Raw genomic sequence first — 16766 nt, 5'->3', positions numbered from 1 at the left:
CCGCAGCCAGCGCCCTCCTGAAGCGGGAATGACCGATCCCGTGATCTCAACTCAGAACAGGCCCTAGTCGACCGGGTGCTGCGCATCTACACCCCCGCGGTGCTCACGGCCTCCGCCCTGGCCCTGGCCGCCTGGCTGGCCGGTTCGGCCCTCGCTGGTGATGCCGACGTACGGCGGGCGGTCTTCGCCGCCCTGACGGTGCTGGTCATGGGCTACCCGTGCGCGGTCGGCATCGCCGCCACGCTGGCCATCGTGCGCGGCGCCGGCCAGGCCGCCGACCACGGCATCGTGATGCGCACCGGCGAGGCATTCCAGACCCTGCGCCAGGTGCGCACCGTGGTGCTGGACAAGACCGGCACCCTCACCCTCGGCCAGCCCACCGTGCGCGGCATCCACGCCCACGACCTCGGCGAGGACGAGCTGCTCACCCTGGCCGCCGCCGCGGAGCACTCCTCCGAGCACCCCCTCGCCCGCGCGGTGGTGAACGCGGCGAACGACCGGGGCCTACTCTGGCCAGAGGCCGGGGAGTTCACCTCGCTGACCGGGCTGGGCGTGGCCGCCGAGGTCGCCGGGCGCCGGGTGCTGGTCGGCCGCCCCGCCCTGCTCACCGAGCACGGCATCGACACCACACCCCTTCAGGCGGCGATAGACGCCTGGACGAGCACCGGGCACACAGCGGTCGCGTTGGCCGTCGACGGCGCCCCGGCCGGGCTGATCGCGCTCGGCGACACCCTGCGCCCGGAAGCCGCCGACACCGTCGCCGCCCTGCGCGCCGCAGGGATCACGCCAGTGCTGCTTACCGGCGACAACCAGCGCGCCGCCGCGCACATCGCCGACCAGGTCGGCATCGACCAGGTCCACGCCGAAGTGCGCCCCGACCACAAGGCCGCCATCGTCCGCGACCTCCAGAAGGACGGCCGGCGGGTGGCCATGGTGGGGGACGGCATCAACGACGCCCCGGCCCTCATGCAGGCCGACGTCGGCATCGCCATCGGCACCGGCACCGACATCGCCATGGAGTCCGCCGACATCATCCTGGTCCGCGATCACTTGCACCTGCTGCTGACCGCCCACGGCATCAGCCGCACCAGCTACCGGAAGGTCAAGCAGAACGTGGCCCTGGCGTTCACCTTCAACGGCATCGGCATCCCGGCCGCCGCGACCGGCCTGGTGTATCCGGTGTGGGCGATGATCGCCATGGCCGCCTCGGTCACCGCCATCTTCGCCAACTCCATCGGCGCCCGCCCCACCCTGCTCTTCGCCGCGATCAGCAGCGTCGGCCGCCAGGCCCGCGCGCCAGAAACCGAAGACCACGCCGCCTGACACCTGGGCCACCGCGTACCGCATCGATGTACGGCCGGAGGTGGGCGAACCACTCGAACCAGCGATAGCACCACAGCTGTTGCACTGTATAGGGTCAGCCGCACAGCGCTGAGCTGCATCAACGCGGGAACGTCGCCACTGCGACAGCTCGGTCCCCTAGAGAAAGGGCGGTGTAGCGCGTGCGCCGTCCCTCTCGCTCCCGGCTGAGGTAGCCGGCCTGTTCGAGGTCGCCGACGATGCTCTGGGCGGTGCGTTCGGTGATGTGGCAGGCGGCGGCGATGTCACGGATACGTGCGGCGGGATCGCGTGCGATGGCCAGCAGCACGCGCGCATGGTTGGTGAGGAAGCCCCATCCTCCGGCCTGCTGGTCCACGATCAACGCTGCCCCCTCGATGCCGCCGCACCGGGAACACCGGCAGCAAACTTCCCGAAATCCGCTTCATCCATTGTCTACGGGGAAGCAGGGCCCGTGGTGAAGGCACCCGTGCCGGTCCGGCGGTACCGGACGGGCCTTGCCGGATAGGCTCGACAGCATTCTCAGGCCCCGGACGAGACGGTTGGGCAGGCGTTGTGGAAGATCTTCCTTCGGTCGAGAGGACCGTATCGGGCCTCTGCCTGGTGGCGAAGGTCCGCGGGGCCATGGACTACGTCACGCAGCTGGAGCTGCGCGGGCAGCTGACGCAGGCGATCGATCGCGCGGAGCGGGCCGTCGTGGTGGAGCTGACGGATGTGTCGTTCTGCGACTCGGCGGGGCCGAACGTGCTGCTGGGTGCCCTTCGTGAGGCGGAGAAGGCAGCAGTCGTGCTGGTCCTGGCCTGCGTCCCGGTCCCGCTGCGCCAGATCCTGGAGATGACCGGCGCCGATCAGGTCCTGCGGGTCTTTGACACCGTCGCCGACGCCGAGGCCGCCCTGAGCAGCTGACGGCGCCCTGCATGAGTCCACCGGCGGTGTGTGGGTGGCGGGGATGGGGAAAGGGGCCGGTAGCCAGGCAGGCCGCTCCGGTCCGGACAGCGGAGCGGCCCCCTCGGGGTCCTTGCAGCCGTCCGTCGGGCCGCTGGATCCCGAGGTGCCTGGCGAAACTCACCCGGCGTCGTCCTCCTCGACGTCTGCGGCGGCCGGGACACTGGCACGGATGCCGTAGCGGGCCAGGCAGTTGAAAGGAGGAAGCAGACGGCGACGCGGCACAGTGAGCACACACGGCGCAGGCAGGGTGGGCCGGGTGGTGCAGGTGTGGTGTGCACCGCCCGGCTGCTGAGCGGTGTCAGGTGTTCGACGTCATCTTCTCGGCCGCAGGTTTGAGCGGTTCGGTGACCTTCACGGGTTCCGTGCCGTCCGTGCTGTGCCGTTCGGCCCAGTTCTCCAGGGCCGTACGGCAGGCGTGGTCGAGGTGGTGCAGGCCGGACAGGTCCAGCTCCACCGGGCGGTCCTGGGGCAGGGCCTCCAGGCTGTCGAGGATCTTCGGCAGCCGGAGGAAGGTGGCGTTGCCCGACAGGTACACCTGGATCGGTCCGGCGCCCTTGTCGATGATCTCCGTCTTCAGGTGCGAGGCTTCCCAGGCGGTCTTGCCCACCGACAGGGCCAGACCGATGAGTACGCCCTCGAACATGTTCACCGCGACGATCGAGACGGCGGTGACCATGAGGATCAGTGCCTCGCCCTTGTGGCTGTGCCACAGCTCCGCGATCTGGCGGAACGGGATCAGCTTCCAGCCCGCGTGCACGAGGATGCCGGCGAGGGCGGGAATCGGGATCAGTGCCAGGACGGAGGGCAGCGCGGCGGCGAACAGCAGCAGCCACACGCCGTGCAGCACGCGGGACGCCTTGGTCTTCGCGCCCGCGTTGACGTTGGCGGAGCTGCGCACGATCACCGCGGTCATCGGCAGCGCGCCGAGCAGACCGCACACGGTGTTGCCCGTGCCCTGGGCGATCATCTCCTTGTTGTACTGGGTGCGTGGGCCGTCGTGCAGGCGGTCCACGGCCGCGGCGCTGAACAGCGACTCGGCGGAGGCGATGAGCGTGAACGCGATGATGGTGCCCCAGATGGCCGGGTTGGCGAGCTCGCCGAAGGCTTCGGACCTGGGCGGCTGGATGACGCCGAGCAGGCCCTCCACCTGGACGGTGGCAACCGGCAGGCTGAAGGCGAGCGTGGCGAGGGTGGCCAGGACCACTGCCGCGAGGGCGCCGGGCACGGCCTGCACCTTCTTCGGCAGCTTCTTCCACAGCACGATCACGGCGACGGTGGCCGCCCCGATCGCGAGCGAGGCCAGGGCCTCGGTGCTGCCGAGGGCGTCGGCGAACGCCCCGGGCAGGCCCACGATCTTGCCGATGCCGGTCTTTGGGGCTTTCAGGCCCGCTGCCGCGTAGATCTGCCCGGCGATGATGACGAGGCCGATGCCGCAGAGCATGCCTTCGACGACGGCGACGGATATGGCCCTGAACCAGCGGCCTATCTTGAGGAAGCCCATGGCGAGCTGGAGCAGTCCGGCTATCAGCACGATCACGCCGAGGGTGGCCACGCCGAACTCGCTGACGGCCTCGAAGACGATCACGGTCAGGCCGGCGGCCGGCCCGGAGACCTGGAGGCTGCTGCCGGGCATGAGCCCGGTGATGAGGCCGCCGACGATGCCGGTGACGAGTCCCAGCTCGGCCGGGACGCCGGAGGCGACCGCGACGCCGACGCACAGCGGCACGGCGACGAGGAAGACGACGATGGAGGCGAGGAAGTCCTGCCTCAGGTAAGGGAACTTGGACAGCATGGTCGCCAACTCCCTTACAGGGTCTCGAAGGTGTCGCTCTGTGTGCGGTGTTCGCGCACGATGCCGGTGTGGACCTCGTAGTACCAGCCGTGCAGCTGGAGTTCACCGGTCGCGAGGCGCTTCTCGACGCACGGGTAGGAGCGCAGCCGAAGCAGCTGCGTGAGGACGTGGTTCTGCACGGCCTCGGCGACCGTCGGGTCGCCGGGGTCGGAGCACTTGGGCTCGTCCGCGGCGTGCGCGAGCCAGTCGCGTACGGCGGGTACGGCGTTCAGGTCGTCGTGGCGCACGACCGCGCCGACGGCGCCGCAGTGGGAGTGGCCGCAGACCACGATGTGCTGGACGCCGAGCACTTGCACGGCGTACTCGATGGTGGCCTTCTCGCCCGTGGGGGTGTCGGAGGCGTACGGGGGGACGATGTTGCCCGCGGTGCGCAGCTCGAAGAGCTCGCCGGGCCGGGCGCCCGTAATCAGGGCCGGTACGACCCGGGAGTCGGAGCAGGTGATGAACAGTACGTCGGGGGACTGACCCTCGGCGAGGCGAGCGAACTCCTCAGGGCGCTGTCCGAACGTGCGGGCGTTGTCGATGAGGGGCTGCATGGTGTGGTGACTCCTCCTGGCGCGCCATGGGGGGCGCGTCGGACTTACATGACAGAGGTGGGGGAACGTCTCTGTTCCTCAGCAGCGGAAGACCTGAAGTGCGGCCGGAGAGTGTGCTGTTGACGATCTCGACGTGCGATGGTGTGCGGCACCGGGTCCGGCCGAGTCGTGTGCCGCCGACGGGTCATGCCTCAGCTGCCGCTCCGGCGCTTCAGGTGCGCAGACCGCGGTGCGGAGCCGGTCGCGGGTGCACCGGGGACCGGTCGGGCCCCCGTGGCGCCCGGTGTCGCGACAGTTGACGATCTCGTCGCGCGACGCCTTTGCAGAGAGTTTGGTGCCAGTGCGCGGAGCTTTCCCGGAAGGTTGGATTCCGGACTGAGCCTTGGCCTCGATGTGACGGGCCGTGTGCGCGAATGCGAAGGCCGTGCTGGGGGTGAAGAGCTGGAGGGCGAGCAGAACGGCGGCGAGGACCGAAACAACGGTCCGGGCCGTCGCACCTCGGAACATGCGCCCCCTCCAGGCAGTTCACAACCTCTTGCTCGCACCAACAAACGGTCAATGGCCGGTCAAGAAGCACCTTAACTCGGCAAAGTCGTTTGCGCGGTTAACTTAACGTTTCCTGCTGAAGAGAGCCTGAAAACCGAAGTGGAGTTGGCGTGAACCTGCTTCTGTGAGGTGCGGGCGGTGTCGCTGGCGCCGCATCTGCTGCCCCCGCGGCGCGAGAGCATTGCCGCCTTCGGCACGGCCGACCACGGCCGACTCTCCGTCAGCGAACGCGGCGGCACAGTCGGCTGGGCCGCCTACAGCGGGGGTCTGTCATGAGGCTCGTGCTCTGTCTCCAACGCCACCGTTGCGATGACCCGCATGACACAGGGATTCCGGGGTCGCCGCCGAACCCGGACCGCACGATGGGTTCGACGGGAGCGAGGCGGCCAAAGTTGTTGCCCGCGTAGATTGCGGTGGCGGTGGTGACCTGACGCAGGTCGCCCACGCCGTACCATTCGGGTCGGTCCGCACGGGCGCTGTCGTGGGTCTGCACGCCAGCAACTTGCGGGCGGGAGAGCCCATGGTCGTGGCCAGACCGGGCGGACGGCGAGTGAGCCGGACACCGCACGGAGGAAGAAGCCCCAGGACCCTCGCTGGCCGGGGGTGAAGCGCAGGTCCGGCGATGCCGCCGTGACGGTCCAGTTCCCTGCTACGGCCTTCGCTCTGGCTGGCACGACTTCAGCAGGCCGTCGCCTGTGGAACGGGCTGGGTGAACCCGGTCTCCGCGTAGCCCGACGCGCACAGCGTGGTCTCAGCGGCGTGGCAGCGGTCGCAGACCTGGCAGTTACGGAAGCCCTCACCGACCACCTTGCGGCCGACGAGCGAGTCCGGCACCCCGTCGCCGACCGCCTGCACGGTGCCGGACCACTCGCGGCCGGACATGAGCGGGTAGCGGACGTACCCCTCGGGCCGGTTGACCTGGTGCACCTCACGGCCGCTGCCGCAGATGCCGACCGCGTGGACGCGGACCAGGGCCTCGCCGGGGCCGGGCTCACGGAGTATGTGCTCGGTGAGCCGGTGGGCGCCGGGTGCCGCGATGACGACCGCGGTGCTTACTTGGTGCCCTTGGGCTTGCGCTGCTCCCAGCCCTCGGCCCACAGGTCGAAGCGGGCCTGCTGCTGCGGGAACTCGGAGGCGGCGTCGACGTCCAGCTCGACCCCGAGACCGGGCGCGTCGGACAGATGGAAGCAGCCGTCCTCCGGATTCACCTGCGGGGCGCCCTTGACGACCTTCTTGATCTCCGCGTCCGCGAAGTCGTTGAAGTGCTCAAGGATCTTGAAGTTGGGGGCGGTGAAGCCGACCTGGAGGGAGGCGGCGGTCAGCACGGGCCCTCCCACGTTGTGTGGCGCGACCAGCATGTAGTGCGTCTCGGCGGTGGCGGCCAGCTTACGGGTCTCCCAGATACCGCCGATGTGGCCGACGTCCGGCTGGATGATGTCCACGGCCTGGCTCTCGAAGAGCTCCCGGAACTCGATGCGATCGTGAATGCGCTCACCGGTGGCGACCGGGATGTCGACCTTGGCGGCGACCTTCTCCAGCGCCTTCAGGTTCTCCGGCGGAACCGGCTCCTCCAGCCAGGCCGGCTTGAAGGGGGCCAGCTCCTTGGCCAGCCGCACGGCGGTGGCCGGCGAGAAGCGGCCGTGCATCTCCAGCATCAGCTCGGCCTCGGGGCCGATGGCGTCGCGCACGGCCTCGATCAGGGAGACCGCGTACAGGGTCTGCTCGTGGTCCAGCTCGAAGTGACCGGTGCCGAAGGGGTCGATCTTGAGCGCCCGGTACCCGCGCTCCATCACACCCTGGGCCGCCTTGTGGTACGCCTCCGGAGTCCGCTCGGTGGTGTACCAGCCGTTGGCGTACGCCTTGACCTTGTCGGTGACCTTGCCGCCGAGCATCTGCCAGACAGGCACACCCAGGGCCTTGCCCTTGATGTCCCAGCAGGCCATCTCGATCACGGCGATCCCGGACATCACGATCTCGCCGGCGCGACCGTAGTCGCCGTACTTCATGCGCTTGACAAGGTCCTCGACGGCGAAGGGATCCGAGCCGAGAATGTGGTTGACCTCGGCTTCCTTCAGGTAGCCGAGGAGGGCGTCGGTGTGCCCTAGCATCCGGGTCTCGCCGACTCCGGTGATGCCCTCGTCGGTGTGCACCTGGACGTATGTCAGGTTGCGCCACGGCGTCCCGACCACGTGTGTGCTGATTCCGGTGATGCGCACGGCAGTTGTCCCTTGCTGCGTCGTCGGCTCGTTGATGTCGCATCCGAGCGTGTTCGATATTTCGTCATCCGTTCGAAATGCTGACGTGACAGTAGGGAGCGGGCGGCGGGAGTGTCAATGGGGCGAACGCATAACGGCTTCGCGGACAAGACGCCGGGCGGAGGCGCCGTCGGCCGCGTCGAGACGGACGCCGCCGGGTTCATGGCCACCCGGCACGGCGCCGACTGAGGTAGAAGGCGGCACCCGCATGCCTCCTGCTCACCCGCCACACCGGGGTCACCGCACCGTCGTCTCGCCTCGAACGCCGTGAGGCCCGCACCCGCCCTTCTCATGGCTCGCCTCCACTGCCGATTCCGGTCCGCTCCGGCCGGACCGTACCCAACTCCAATGCAGTGGAGGCGTGTTCACCGCGAGGTGGCTACGGTGCATGGTCATGAAGCCGTTCGTGTTCCAGCATGCTCAGGACGTGTGGCCAGCGGGCGAGACCCTGCTCCACGTGTACATCACCCCACGTGATCAAGATCGCGAGTTGGCCGCGCTCGTGAGCCGGGGGCGACGGGTCTTGCGGGACTTTCCGATCGCTTGTGTGGAAGACCGTTGGCTGCACATCACTGTCGACCAGATCACCGACCGCGTGGGTGCAGCGATCCCTCCGGCCGAACGCCAGGCCCTCGTGGGCGAGCTGGGGAAGCGGCTCGCGGGTGTCGAGGCGTTCGACATCGTGATCGGCTCGCTCATGTCGTACGCGACCGGGGTGATCGCGGACGTCCATCCCGACGAGCCCTTCGACGATCTCCACACCACCGTCCGTGCCGCGATCCAGGCCGTACGCGGCGCCGACGCCACGGGCTACCCGGCCAAGGTCCCGCACCTCACGCTCGGATACGCGGCCGACGAGTGCGATTCCGACCAGGTCCAGCGCAAGCTGCGCAACGATGTCCGCCCAGGGCATGCCCCGATGCGCGTGGAGGCCGTTCACCTCGTGGACGTCACCGCCGACGCCCAGGCCAAGACGATCACGTGGGACCACGTCGCGACCATCCCGCTCGGTGCGGCCGGCTGAGCAGCGCCGGGGTCAGTCCGCTGGGCGGGAGCGGACCGGGCGCGCGGCGACGTCGGCGGCGTACGCTGCCCAGTCGCCGCCGCTGGCCTGCTGCCACTGCACGGCCACCGAGCGGTGGATGCCCAGCATGCGGGCCAGGATGGCCGCCGGAACCTGAGAGGCCAGGGTGAACAGGGCGGTGGCGCGGTCCTGGCGCGGCTGGATGCCCAGCGCCCGTAGCCGGACGACGAGTTGGTCGCTGCTGAGCGGCTGACCGGGGAACCGTCCGGGAAAGAGCCAGGTCCCCGGCGCATCCAGCAGCGTGTGGCCGCGCCGAGTGGAGAGCAACTCTTCCATGAGGGCATCGAGCGGCGCGGGCAGCACGATCGGCCGGTCGCCGAGCCGGATCGTCAGCTGGTCGCCGTTGCGTTCCACGTGGTCGACGGTGAGGTGCCGGATGGTGTTGACGTGCTGGGCGTAGAGCAGAAGGAGCAAGCCGGCGACCCGGTCGGCGGCGGCCGGACCGTCGTCGTGCAGGAGGCGGCGCGCGACCTCCCACCGTTTGTCCTGATCGTGCGGACCGCTCGGGCCCGCCCACCGGGTCGCGGGCGCGGTGAGGTTGTGAGCATGGCGGTGAGCGACGGCCCATCGCACAAAGTGCGCCGTACGTGAGGGATAGGTGGCGCGGTGGGCCATGAAGTCGTCCAACTCGCTCTGTGTGCACGCGCTGAGCAGCATGCCGCGACCGGCCAGGTCGTCGAGGAACTGGGTGGCTGCGGTGATGTGCACCCGCACGTTCTGGTCCTGGGCGACCGTCAGCTGTTGTCCGCGCAGCCGCTGCCGCAGCCTGCGCAGGTGGTGCCAGATCGCGTACCCGTGCAGGACACGCCGCTCGGCGAGGTTCTTCCGCGCGGCCACCTTCTGGTCAGTCCAGCGTTCCAGGTTGGCGAGGCGCTCATCGCGGGCCGGGAGGGAGCCGGCGGCCACCAGAAGGGCACGCAAGTGGTTCAGGGGCTTGCCCGCCGGCAGCTCGTCGAGCAGTGCGTGGGTCACCGGCCGTGGGTCCTTGCCGAGGGCCGTCAGGAGGGCGCGTACGTTCGGCTTGGACAGCCAGACCATGGCGTGGTCGGGGCGCTCCACCGTCACCAGCGCGCGTCGAAACGGCACGAGTTCCTCCGCGACACCGTCGCCGTCGCCGAGCAGTTCACCGAGTTTCTGGTCGACCAGGCATCGCTGGCAGGGCTCGGTGCCGAACTGCCAGGTCTTCTCACAGATGGGGCAGCGGTCCCAGAAGTCCGGATCCGGGTTCAGGCACCGGGCGCAGAGCGGGGCGGCGAGTGTGCCGCCCTTGAGGGGGGAAACCGTTCCGCAGGACGCGCACCGGATATGCCGGACCCGGCAGTTACGGCACCACGGTTCACCGGTCGCCCGGGATGTAGAGCACCGCGTGAGCTGCCCACAGACACTGCACTCCTGATCCTCTCGCGGACTGCACCTCTGGCACCAAGGCCCTTCACCCGTACGGGCTTTGACCTTCCGGCGCCGTCCGCATCCCGTGCACAGCTCGTGATTGGTCGGATCGCTCCTCCAGCACTCGTGGCACACCGGGCGGCCGTCATCCTCCCGGCAGCTCACCTTGCGGTGCTTGCCGCAGCGCGAGCAGTCCTCGGCACGTGACTCTTCCTCGCAGCGCCAGCAGATCCGCTGCCCGTCCCGCTTGGCGCGCAGACGATCGGGCGCACCGCAGCGGGCACAGCCCGGCCGCTGCACCACCGTGGCGCCGGCGTCGACGAGGGCGTTGATGAAGGCGAGCACGGACGGCGTGGGCGCGGTGTGCCCGCCGCCGGTGAGTAGACCGGGCTGGTCCAGGACGGCCCAGGCCACGCGTCGGCGTACGGCGCGCTGGCGCGAGCAACCGCTCAGCGCCTGCTCCACCGTGGCGCGGTCCACGCCAGGGTCACGAGCGACCACCAGGTCGATCAGCTCCTGGGTCGGGTCCTCGCCGTCAGGGCACCGTTGACAGCGGGGCCGTCCCTTCCTGTCCCGGGAGTGGACGTACGCGAGTGTGCCGCAGCCAGCGCATTCTTCCTTCGGGCGTGCGCACCCACTACAGACCCACAGCCCGCCCTTCCGGCTGCACAGGGACACGGTCTCGCGATCGCAGTCGAAGCAGCGCGGCGTCGCGAGCTGCTGCGCGCCCTTCTTCGCCAGGGTGGCCAGCAGTTTCCCCACCGACCAGATCGAGGGGGCGCGGCCGGTGACCAGGACCTGCGGGTTGTCCCGCAGCTCTCTGGCGACTCGCCGCCGCGGGGTGGGGCCGCGAAGAACGTCTTGGGCGACCTCCCGGATCTGGTCGGCGGACAGTGCGCGCTCCACCCGCGCGATCTGTTCTACGACGGCGCCGAGGGGGTCGTCCTGGATCAGTTGGTCGATGTCCGTAGTCATCAATCAATCCCGGTGACGCGGGCCCGTTTGGGCCGCAGGGTCCCCAGCCCCGGCTCGGGCGCCCCGCCACCAGCCGCGGCGGCCTTCTTCTTCGGCCGGCTCCCCGTCCCCGCCGCGGCGACCGGTTCGATCAGGTCCTCCATCCGGCAGTCCAAGATGTCCAGCAGCGCCATGAAGACCTTCATGCTCAGCCGCTCGGGGCGTTCGGTCACCAGCCGGTAGACCTGGCTGGACGACAGGGTGATGCCGCGCTCGGCGAGCAGCGGGATCAGGTCGCTGGTGTTGAACATGCCTTGCTCGGCCATGACCTTGCGCAGGTGCCACTGGTAGTCGAGCTTCGCTGCGGGCATCCGGAGTGTCCTTCCTGAAGCAGCGGTCTCAGGCGAAGGCCGGGGCCAGGGCCCGCTGCAGGGCCGAGTTCATAAAGTCGTCGCTGACGTGCGTGTACGTGGCCATCGAGCTGCTATTTTCGTGGCCAACCTGCTGCTGGATGAACATCCGGTCCACTCCGTCCTCCGTGAGGTGCGTGACGTACGAGTGGCGCAGCGAATGGACGACCAACTCCTTGTGCAGGCCGAGGGCGTCCCGGTACGTCTCGAACCGGTCGTTGATCGAACCGGGCTGGAGCCGCCCGCCGCGCTCGGTGATCCACAACGCCGGCTGGTCCGGGAAGCCGAAGCGCGGGCGGACGTTCTCGACGTAGTCCACGACCGCCTCGACGGCCCAGTCCATCACGGACAGCACGTTCCTCCGGCGCGGCGGCTGCCCCTTCTTCGCCTTGCCGTAGCGCACGTTGAGCGTGCCGAAACGGCCGAACTGTGGGGCCTTGGCGTTGCGTCCGAAGTCGACCAGATCCAATCGTGAGCTTTCCGTCCGCCGTAGTCCCCACCCGTAGATGACCTTGAACAAGGTGGCGTCCCGGTACGCGGCAAGTGCCCCCTTGCGCCCGGCGCGGATCGCGCGCTCGACCTGCTCGTCGGCATAGTCGAAGAAGAGCTGCAGCTCCTCGCGCGTGAACGGTCGGGCCTCGGGATCGCCCTCGTAGTCCTGCAGGTGCGGGAGCGTATTCCACTCATGGCAGATCGCCACGGGATACGTGCCGAACGCCTCTTCACACGCTGCCGCCCACCCATAGCGTTGATCGATGAGGAACTCGGTGAACAGGCGCACCGTGCCCTGGTAGTTGCGCACCGACGCGGGGGCGAGGTGGTCTTCGCTCGTGAGCTGGGCCGACCACTCGTCCATATGACTCGGGCTCCACGCCCACGGGTAGTCGTTCACGAACTTGAGGAACCGGCGGATCAGCTTCTCGCGGTCGCCGATCGTCTTCGCCTTGAGATTGCGGGCGAGCTGTTGGTTCCGCCAGCCGCGCAGCATGGCCTCGAACATGGCGTCCTCGGGACGCAGGTGAACGACTCCAGAGATCAGCTCAAGGTGAGCGGAGCCGGCCAAGTCCACGGTTCGCCGCACGCCGAAGACCCCTTTCCCGTCTGACGGGCGTATCTTGCATCAGACGGGGAAGAGGTTCAAGAGTGGCAGGTCAGGCCGTCAGAGAGTACGCTCCTTGGAGTTCGAAGTCGCCGCCCCGCCACCTGGTGGCCCGGGCGTTCCCGCGCGTCTGATGCAACTCCCGAGGGTTAGCGTAGGCGGTCGTTAGGTGCTGCAACCCCCACTGGTACTGGCACGCTTCGTCGCCGAGCGCGGTCCGTGTGCCTGAGCGGGCGGTGGCATGCAGAGCAGCAAGGTCTTCGTCCGGTGCCAGGTCCGCGATGACCCCGCTGTGATATGAGAGCAGCGACCCCACGGTGACGGTGAAGGGTGCGATGCCCACGAGCCGAGTGGACACCTCATCGATCAGCTTGCTCCGCTGCTCCGAGCCGATCTGGTCTGCTGGGACGCTGATCTGGTCGACTGTGATGTGGAGCCACTGCAACTCCACGGGTGTGATGGGGAAACCGGCGTCCAGGAGAGCCTGGTTGGAGGTTGTGACCAGGTCCTTCAGTGCCTTGTGCCTCGGGTCGCTCCACTCCACCTCGACGTACCAGTGGAGGAGAGTCCCGATCTGCCAGGGCCGGTCGCCGGCCTTGAACTCGAACGGCTTCATGACGTGGAACCGTATCGATCAGTCACGGCACCGGATGCTGCTTTCGGTTACGGGGCCGGAACTCGCCCCCTAGATCGTCACCGGAAGAGCGGATCCTCGGGATCGCTCACTTCCCCCAGCGGGATGGGGCGCAAGGCGTAGCTGATCAGGAGCCGGGTAGTTCCCTCGTCCAACACCATGTCCATCGACTGCGGCGGCTGCGGCAGCAACACGCCCACCGGGTAGTCCTCCGGCAAGGTGCTGCGGTCGATGTTCTCCAGCCACCACCGCATCCATCCGTAGATCGCCGACGGATAGAACTCGGGATTCCCGCCCTCTGCCTCTTCGGTGCGGACACTCACCGTGTACCCGACGGGTTCCCACACGGACGGCGGCTGGACACGAACCCACACCAGAGCTCTGCACCTGCCCGTGACCGCACCGACGATGAGAGCCCCCGGATGCTGGCGTACGGCGTTCTCCAGCACGTCGAATTCCGCGTTGCGCTTGTCGTCCAGCTCCTTGGTGCTTCCCCAGGACGAGCCATTTCTGGTGGCATCCACCACGATAACGGAGGCGCTTTCCTTGGTCAGCCGCTCTGCTGACGGCGGCGCCATCAGGTGCAGGGTGGGGCAGTCCTCGCCCAGCCCTTCGGTGACCGAGAAATCGCGGGGAATCACATGAACCCGCGGTCCGTGCGGCGTCGGCGAGACGCGTGTCTCCAGATTCCACGCCGCCACTACCGCTCCAGATGCGATGGCCATCGAGTCCCCTTCGACGTCTGTCCCCCTGCTCCCTGGCCTATCCTTCCTGCTCCAGTCGGGGAACGGAACCGGCGAACCAGCCCACTATCCCGGTGGCCAGCGCAACAGCACTTCCACGAGGGCCACTTACTGCGTCCGTCCTCAACCCTCTACGGCGGCTGACGCGCGGTCGCGTGACGTGACCCCGACCGTGATCGTTCTGCGAGCTCTGAGCAACCAGCCGTGAGTGGTGCCGGTCTGGCTACACGAGGCGGCGAGCTTGGCATTTGCCCCATTGGTTTACAGCTCTCCCAGATCAACGTGAAGCTCCGGCAGCAGAGTTGATGGCCTGGCATCATGCGGTCATGTCTGATGCCGAAGTGCTCGCCATCGCCACCGGTGCCGCGGCAACGATTCTCGCCGACGCCGTTCGTGTGGGATGGGGCCGCGCCCGTGCGACGGTTGACCGCCTGTTTCGGCAAGGTACCCCGGAGGAGCGCGATGCGGCACTGGGCGCACTCTCGCGGGGCGTTGCCGACGACGACCTCCGCATCGCCTTGGCGTCACTCCTCGCTGCCCACGCGGAACGCCGTCCCGAGGTCCTGGCAGAGCTGCGTTCTCTGGCGACCTTTCCGTCCGCTGCCCCCGTCGTGCAGGTGCAGCGTAACGAGGGGGCGGGAACGTTCATCGCCGGCGATGTGATCGGAGGGCTCACCATCAACCACGACAGCTCCCGGTGACCGAGGGAGAAGGCCGGGAAACGGGTGACCAGCACAACCACGGCTCAGGCACCTTCGTCGGCCGCGTGGTGGGCGACGTCACCGTCAACTACGGGACGTCGGCGTCCCAGCCGTCCCAGCAGGACGCTTCCGCCCCCTGCACGTCGGCGGAGAACCAGCGGTTGGCGGTAGCGGCCGACCAGCTTGCTCAGGCGGTCGGAGCGCAGTGGCGGCGGGAGGAGGAACGGCGGCGGGTGCATGACCCCTTCCCGCTGCCGGTGCGGTGGCACCTCGCCCCCGAGGCCCTGATGGATCACTGGGCCAATATCTGCCGTGGCCCAGCCGGGGTGATCTCCAGTCCGTTGGCCCTGACCGGCCAGTTGGACCGGGTCGTCGACATTTATCAGCGGATACCGTCGGGCCGGCTGGTGGTCCTGGGTCGGGCCGGCTCCGGCAAAACGGTCTTGACCCTGCGGTTCGTCCTCGACCTGCTCGATGCCCGCACCAGCACCGACCTCGTACCGGTGATCTTCGGCCTCGGGTCGTGGAACCCGACCACCACCTCATTGCGGGACTGGCTGACCGACCAACTCCTGCGCGACCACCCCGGTCTCGCCGCGCCCGGCCCGACGGGATCCAGTCTGGCCGCCGCCTTGGTCGAGGCCGGCCGCATCCTGCCCGTGGTTGACGGGTTCGACGAGATCGCCGACGGGCTGCACCGTGCCGCACTGGAAGCACTGAACGCCACCAGGATGCCGCTGCTGCTGACCAGCCGCTCCGACGAGTACGCCACCGCCGTCGCGGCTGCCGACGTCCTGACCGCCGCGGCCGGCATCGAACTGGACGACCTCACCCTGACAGACCTGGCCGACTATCTGCCCCGCACCACCCGCAAAACCGCCACCAGTAGCGGTAGCGGCACCACCACAGTGTGGGACCCGGTCCTGGTCCGCTTGCGCGAACATCCGAGCAGCCCGGCAGAGGCCAACCTCACCGCAGTGCTGTCCACCCCGTTGATGGTTGTCCTTGCCCGCACCGTCTACAGCGACGTCCCGGACCACGATCCCTCCGAGCTGCTCGACACGCATCAGTTCGGCACCGCCCAGAACCTGGAAGACCATCTTTTGGGCGCGTTCGTTCCCGCCGTCTACGAGCACCCGCCCCTCGACCAGCGCTTCAGCCATCGCGACTACCGGAGCTGGGACACCGATCGCGTCCAGCACTGGCTCGGCTACCTCGCCTGGCACCTGAACCGGCTTGGCACCAAAGACCTCGCCTGGTGGCGACTGGGCAACACCATCCCCCGCACGACACGGATGCTCGTGGGCGGGCTCGTGTTCGGCCTCGCCGCCGCGCTGGCGAACGGGCTGGCGAACGGGCTCCTGATCGGATTCGTCGTCGCACGCACACACCTGGGCTGGGGCGGGGCGGTCGGACTCGCGTTTCCGTTCACGGGTGGCCTGCGTGCCTGGCTCGTGTACGGGCTCGTGAGCGGACTCGCGGGAGGACTGGTGGCCGGACTCGCGTTGGGGCTCCGGTTCGGGCTCCGGCCCGGAGGCGAGCCCTCGCGCATACAGCTGCGCATCCGCGGCCGGGCAAGACAAGCCGTGGGGCAGTTCGCGGATGGGGTGTTCTTCGGATGGGCGGCTTGGCTCGTCATCGGTCTCGCGGGCGGACTCGCCGGCGTGCTGGCCAGCCAGGTCATAGCCTGGCGCAGGTTCGGGCTTGTGGACGTGATCCAAGCCGTCTTCTGGACCGTGCCCCGGTTCGGCCTCGTGGCCGGGCTGGTGTTCGGGCTGGCGTTCGCGTTGCAAGCCCCCACCGACATCAGAAGCGCGGTCAGTCCGTCCGAGCTGTTGACGGCCAACCGCAAGAACGCGGTCTTCCAGTCCTTCGTGGGCTGGCTGGCGTTCGGGCTCGCGCTCGGGCTCCTGGGCGGGCTCGCTGGCGCGCTCGTAGGCGGGTTCGTGTGGGGGGCCGTGGTCAGGCTCAGCACGGACGCCTGGGGCCGATGGTTGATCCTTTCCCGCATCTGGCTGCCGATGACCGGGCGGCTGCCCTGGGCACTGATCGCTTTCCTCGACGACGCCCATCAACGGGGGATACTGCGCCAGGCCGGCGCGGTCTACCAGTTCCGCCACGCCCGACTTCAAAACTACTTCGCCCACCGCTACGAGACACGTGGCGATCAACAATCCGCCACCTCCCACCGGCGGTCCGAGGGCCTCGCTCCGGCCGACGAGCCCGGGTAGAGGAGTAAGCGGCGACGCACCGCCCGGCGTACACCCTTCGAAGATG

At 68.8% G+C, this 16766-nt stretch carries 13 protein-coding genes and 3 pseudogenes; 6 read left to right on the top strand and 10 right to left on the bottom strand.

What is annotated here, in order from left to right:
• Positions 1 to 69: 69 nt before the first annotated feature.
• Positions 70 to 1323: pseudogene (locus F3T56_RS22600) on the top strand (heavy metal translocating P-type ATPase); the annotation flags it as partial.
• 169 nt (positions 1324 to 1492) lie between these two features.
• Here F3T56_RS22600 and F3T56_RS22595 read toward each other — a convergent pair.
• Positions 1493 to 1702 (bottom strand): annotated as a pseudogene (locus F3T56_RS22595) (MarR family transcriptional regulator); the annotation flags it as partial.
• A 191-nt stretch (positions 1703 to 1893) separates the two neighbouring features.
• On the opposite strand from F3T56_RS22595, the gene F3T56_RS22590 reads away from it, so the two are divergent.
• Positions 1894 to 2244: an STAS domain-containing protein gene (locus tag F3T56_RS22590; RefSeq protein WP_342786973.1), complete on the top strand. Its 351-nt coding sequence runs from the start codon at positions 1894 to 1896 to the stop codon at positions 2242 to 2244.
• 340 nt (positions 2245 to 2584) lie between these two features.
• On the opposite strand, the gene F3T56_RS22585 is transcribed toward F3T56_RS22590, so the two are convergent.
• Together F3T56_RS22585 and F3T56_RS22580 are read right to left on the bottom strand one after the other, a co-directional pair.
• Complete coding sequence (locus tag F3T56_RS22585; protein WP_149827182.1) at positions 2585 to 4078, bottom strand: SulP family inorganic anion transporter; 1494 nt, start codon at positions 4076 to 4078, stop codon at positions 2585 to 2587.
• Between the two features lie 14 nt (positions 4079 to 4092).
• Positions 4093 to 4674, bottom strand: a complete 582-nt coding sequence (locus tag F3T56_RS22580; protein ID WP_149827181.1) for a carbonic anhydrase — start codon at positions 4672 to 4674, stop codon at positions 4093 to 4095.
• Positions 4675 to 5358: 684 nt separating this feature from the next.
• Between F3T56_RS22580 and F3T56_RS46305 the strand changes: the two genes are divergently transcribed.
• Positions 5359 to 5496, top strand: a complete 138-nt coding sequence (locus tag F3T56_RS46305; RefSeq protein WP_172639077.1) for a hypothetical protein — start codon at positions 5359 to 5361, stop codon at positions 5494 to 5496.
• A gap of 411 nt (positions 5497 to 5907) precedes the next feature.
• On the opposite strand, the pseudogene F3T56_RS22570 reads toward F3T56_RS46305, so the two are convergent.
• Together F3T56_RS22570 and F3T56_RS22565 are read right to left on the bottom strand one after the other, a co-directional pair.
• Positions 5908 to 6306 (bottom strand): annotated as a pseudogene (locus F3T56_RS22570) (alcohol dehydrogenase catalytic domain-containing protein); the annotation flags it as partial.
• Positions 6273 to 7436, bottom strand: a complete 1164-nt coding sequence (locus tag F3T56_RS22565) for a mandelate racemase/muconate lactonizing enzyme family protein (RefSeq protein WP_149827179.1) — start codon at positions 7434 to 7436, stop codon at positions 6273 to 6275. The pseudogene F3T56_RS22570 and the gene F3T56_RS22565, both read right to left, overlap by 34 nt.
• 586 nt (positions 7437 to 8022) lie before the next feature.
• Here F3T56_RS22565 and F3T56_RS22560 point away from each other — a divergent pair.
• Positions 8023 to 8499, top strand: coding sequence for a 2'-5' RNA ligase family protein (locus tag F3T56_RS22560; RefSeq protein ID WP_172639076.1), 477 nt, complete (start codon positions 8023 to 8025; stop codon positions 8497 to 8499).
• Positions 8500 to 8511: 12 nt separating this feature from the next.
• On the opposite strand, the gene F3T56_RS22555 is transcribed toward F3T56_RS22560, so the two are convergent.
• From F3T56_RS22555 to F3T56_RS22535, 5 genes are all read right to left on the bottom strand, one after another.
• On the bottom strand, positions 8512 to 10923 hold the full coding sequence (locus tag F3T56_RS22555; RefSeq protein WP_149827177.1) for a site-specific integrase: 2412 nt from the start codon (positions 10921 to 10923) through the stop codon (positions 8512 to 8514).
• Positions 10923 to 11273 (bottom strand): helix-turn-helix domain-containing protein, encoded by a 351-nt coding sequence (locus tag F3T56_RS22550; RefSeq protein ID WP_149827176.1) that lies wholly within the window; start codon positions 11271 to 11273, stop codon positions 10923 to 10925. The genes F3T56_RS22555 and F3T56_RS22550 overlap by 1 nt, the downstream gene beginning before the upstream one ends.
• Before the next feature lie 28 nt (positions 11274 to 11301).
• Entirely contained in the window at positions 11302 to 12393 is a 1092-nt protein-coding gene (locus F3T56_RS22545; protein WP_216372993.1) for a tyrosine-type recombinase/integrase, read from the bottom strand.
• 70 nt (positions 12394 to 12463) lie between these two features.
• Positions 12464 to 13027 carry a 2'-5' RNA ligase family protein gene (locus tag F3T56_RS22540; RefSeq protein WP_149827175.1) on the bottom strand — a complete coding sequence of 188 codons (564 nt, stop codon included), beginning with the start codon at positions 13025 to 13027 and terminating at the stop codon, positions 12464 to 12466.
• A 77-nt stretch (positions 13028 to 13104) separates the two neighbouring features.
• Entirely contained in the window at positions 13105 to 13770 is a 666-nt protein-coding gene (locus F3T56_RS22535) for a hypothetical protein (RefSeq protein ID WP_149827174.1), read from the bottom strand.
• 344 nt (positions 13771 to 14114) lie between these two features.
• On the opposite strand from F3T56_RS22535, the gene F3T56_RS22530 reads away from it, so the two are divergent.
• Both F3T56_RS22530 and F3T56_RS22525 read left to right on the top strand, forming a co-directional pair.
• Entirely contained in the window at positions 14115 to 14489 is a 375-nt protein-coding gene (locus tag F3T56_RS22530; RefSeq protein ID WP_149827173.1) for a hypothetical protein, read from the top strand.
• The gene (locus tag F3T56_RS22525; protein WP_216372992.1) at positions 14486 to 16720 is read left to right on the top strand and encodes an NACHT domain-containing protein; all 2235 of its coding nucleotides are present in this window, start codon (positions 14486 to 14488) and stop codon (positions 16718 to 16720) included. Before F3T56_RS22530 ends, F3T56_RS22525 begins: the two co-directional genes overlap by 4 nt.
• The last annotated feature ends 46 nt before the right edge of the window (positions 16721 to 16766 follow it).

Source organism: Streptomyces tailanensis (assembly GCF_008386495.1).
GTDB classification, from domain to species: domain Bacteria; phylum Actinomycetota; class Actinomycetes; order Streptomycetales; family Streptomycetaceae; genus Streptomyces; species Streptomyces tailanensis.
The sequence above is the reverse complement of the archived record's forward strand: the minus strand, read 5'-3'. Positions and strand labels throughout refer to the sequence as shown.

Excerpts from the sequence above, each read along its gene's own strand:
- F3T56_RS22555 (WP_149827177.1), bottom strand. The coding sequence starts at position 10,923 with ATGACTACGGACATCGACCAACTGATCCAGGACGACCCCCTCGGCGCC.
- F3T56_RS22535 (WP_149827174.1), bottom strand. The coding sequence starts at position 13,770 with ATGGCCATCGCATCTGGAGCGGTAGTGGCGGCGTGGAATCTGGAGACA.
- F3T56_RS22585 (WP_149827182.1), bottom strand. The coding sequence starts at position 4,078 with ATGCTGTCCAAGTTCCCTTACCTGAGGCAGGACTTCCTCGCCTCCATC.
- F3T56_RS22530 (WP_149827173.1), top strand. The coding sequence starts at position 14,115 with ATGTCTGATGCCGAAGTGCTCGCCATCGCCACCGGTGCCGCGGCAACG.
- F3T56_RS22540 (WP_149827175.1), bottom strand. The coding sequence starts at position 13,027 with ATGAAGCCGTTCGAGTTCAAGGCCGGCGACCGGCCCTGGCAGATCGGG.
- F3T56_RS22580 (WP_149827181.1), bottom strand. The coding sequence starts at position 4,674 with ATGCAGCCCCTCATCGACAACGCCCGCACGTTCGGACAGCGCCCTGAG.
- F3T56_RS22550 (WP_149827176.1), bottom strand. The coding sequence starts at position 11,273 with ATGCCCGCAGCGAAGCTCGACTACCAGTGGCACCTGCGCAAGGTCATG.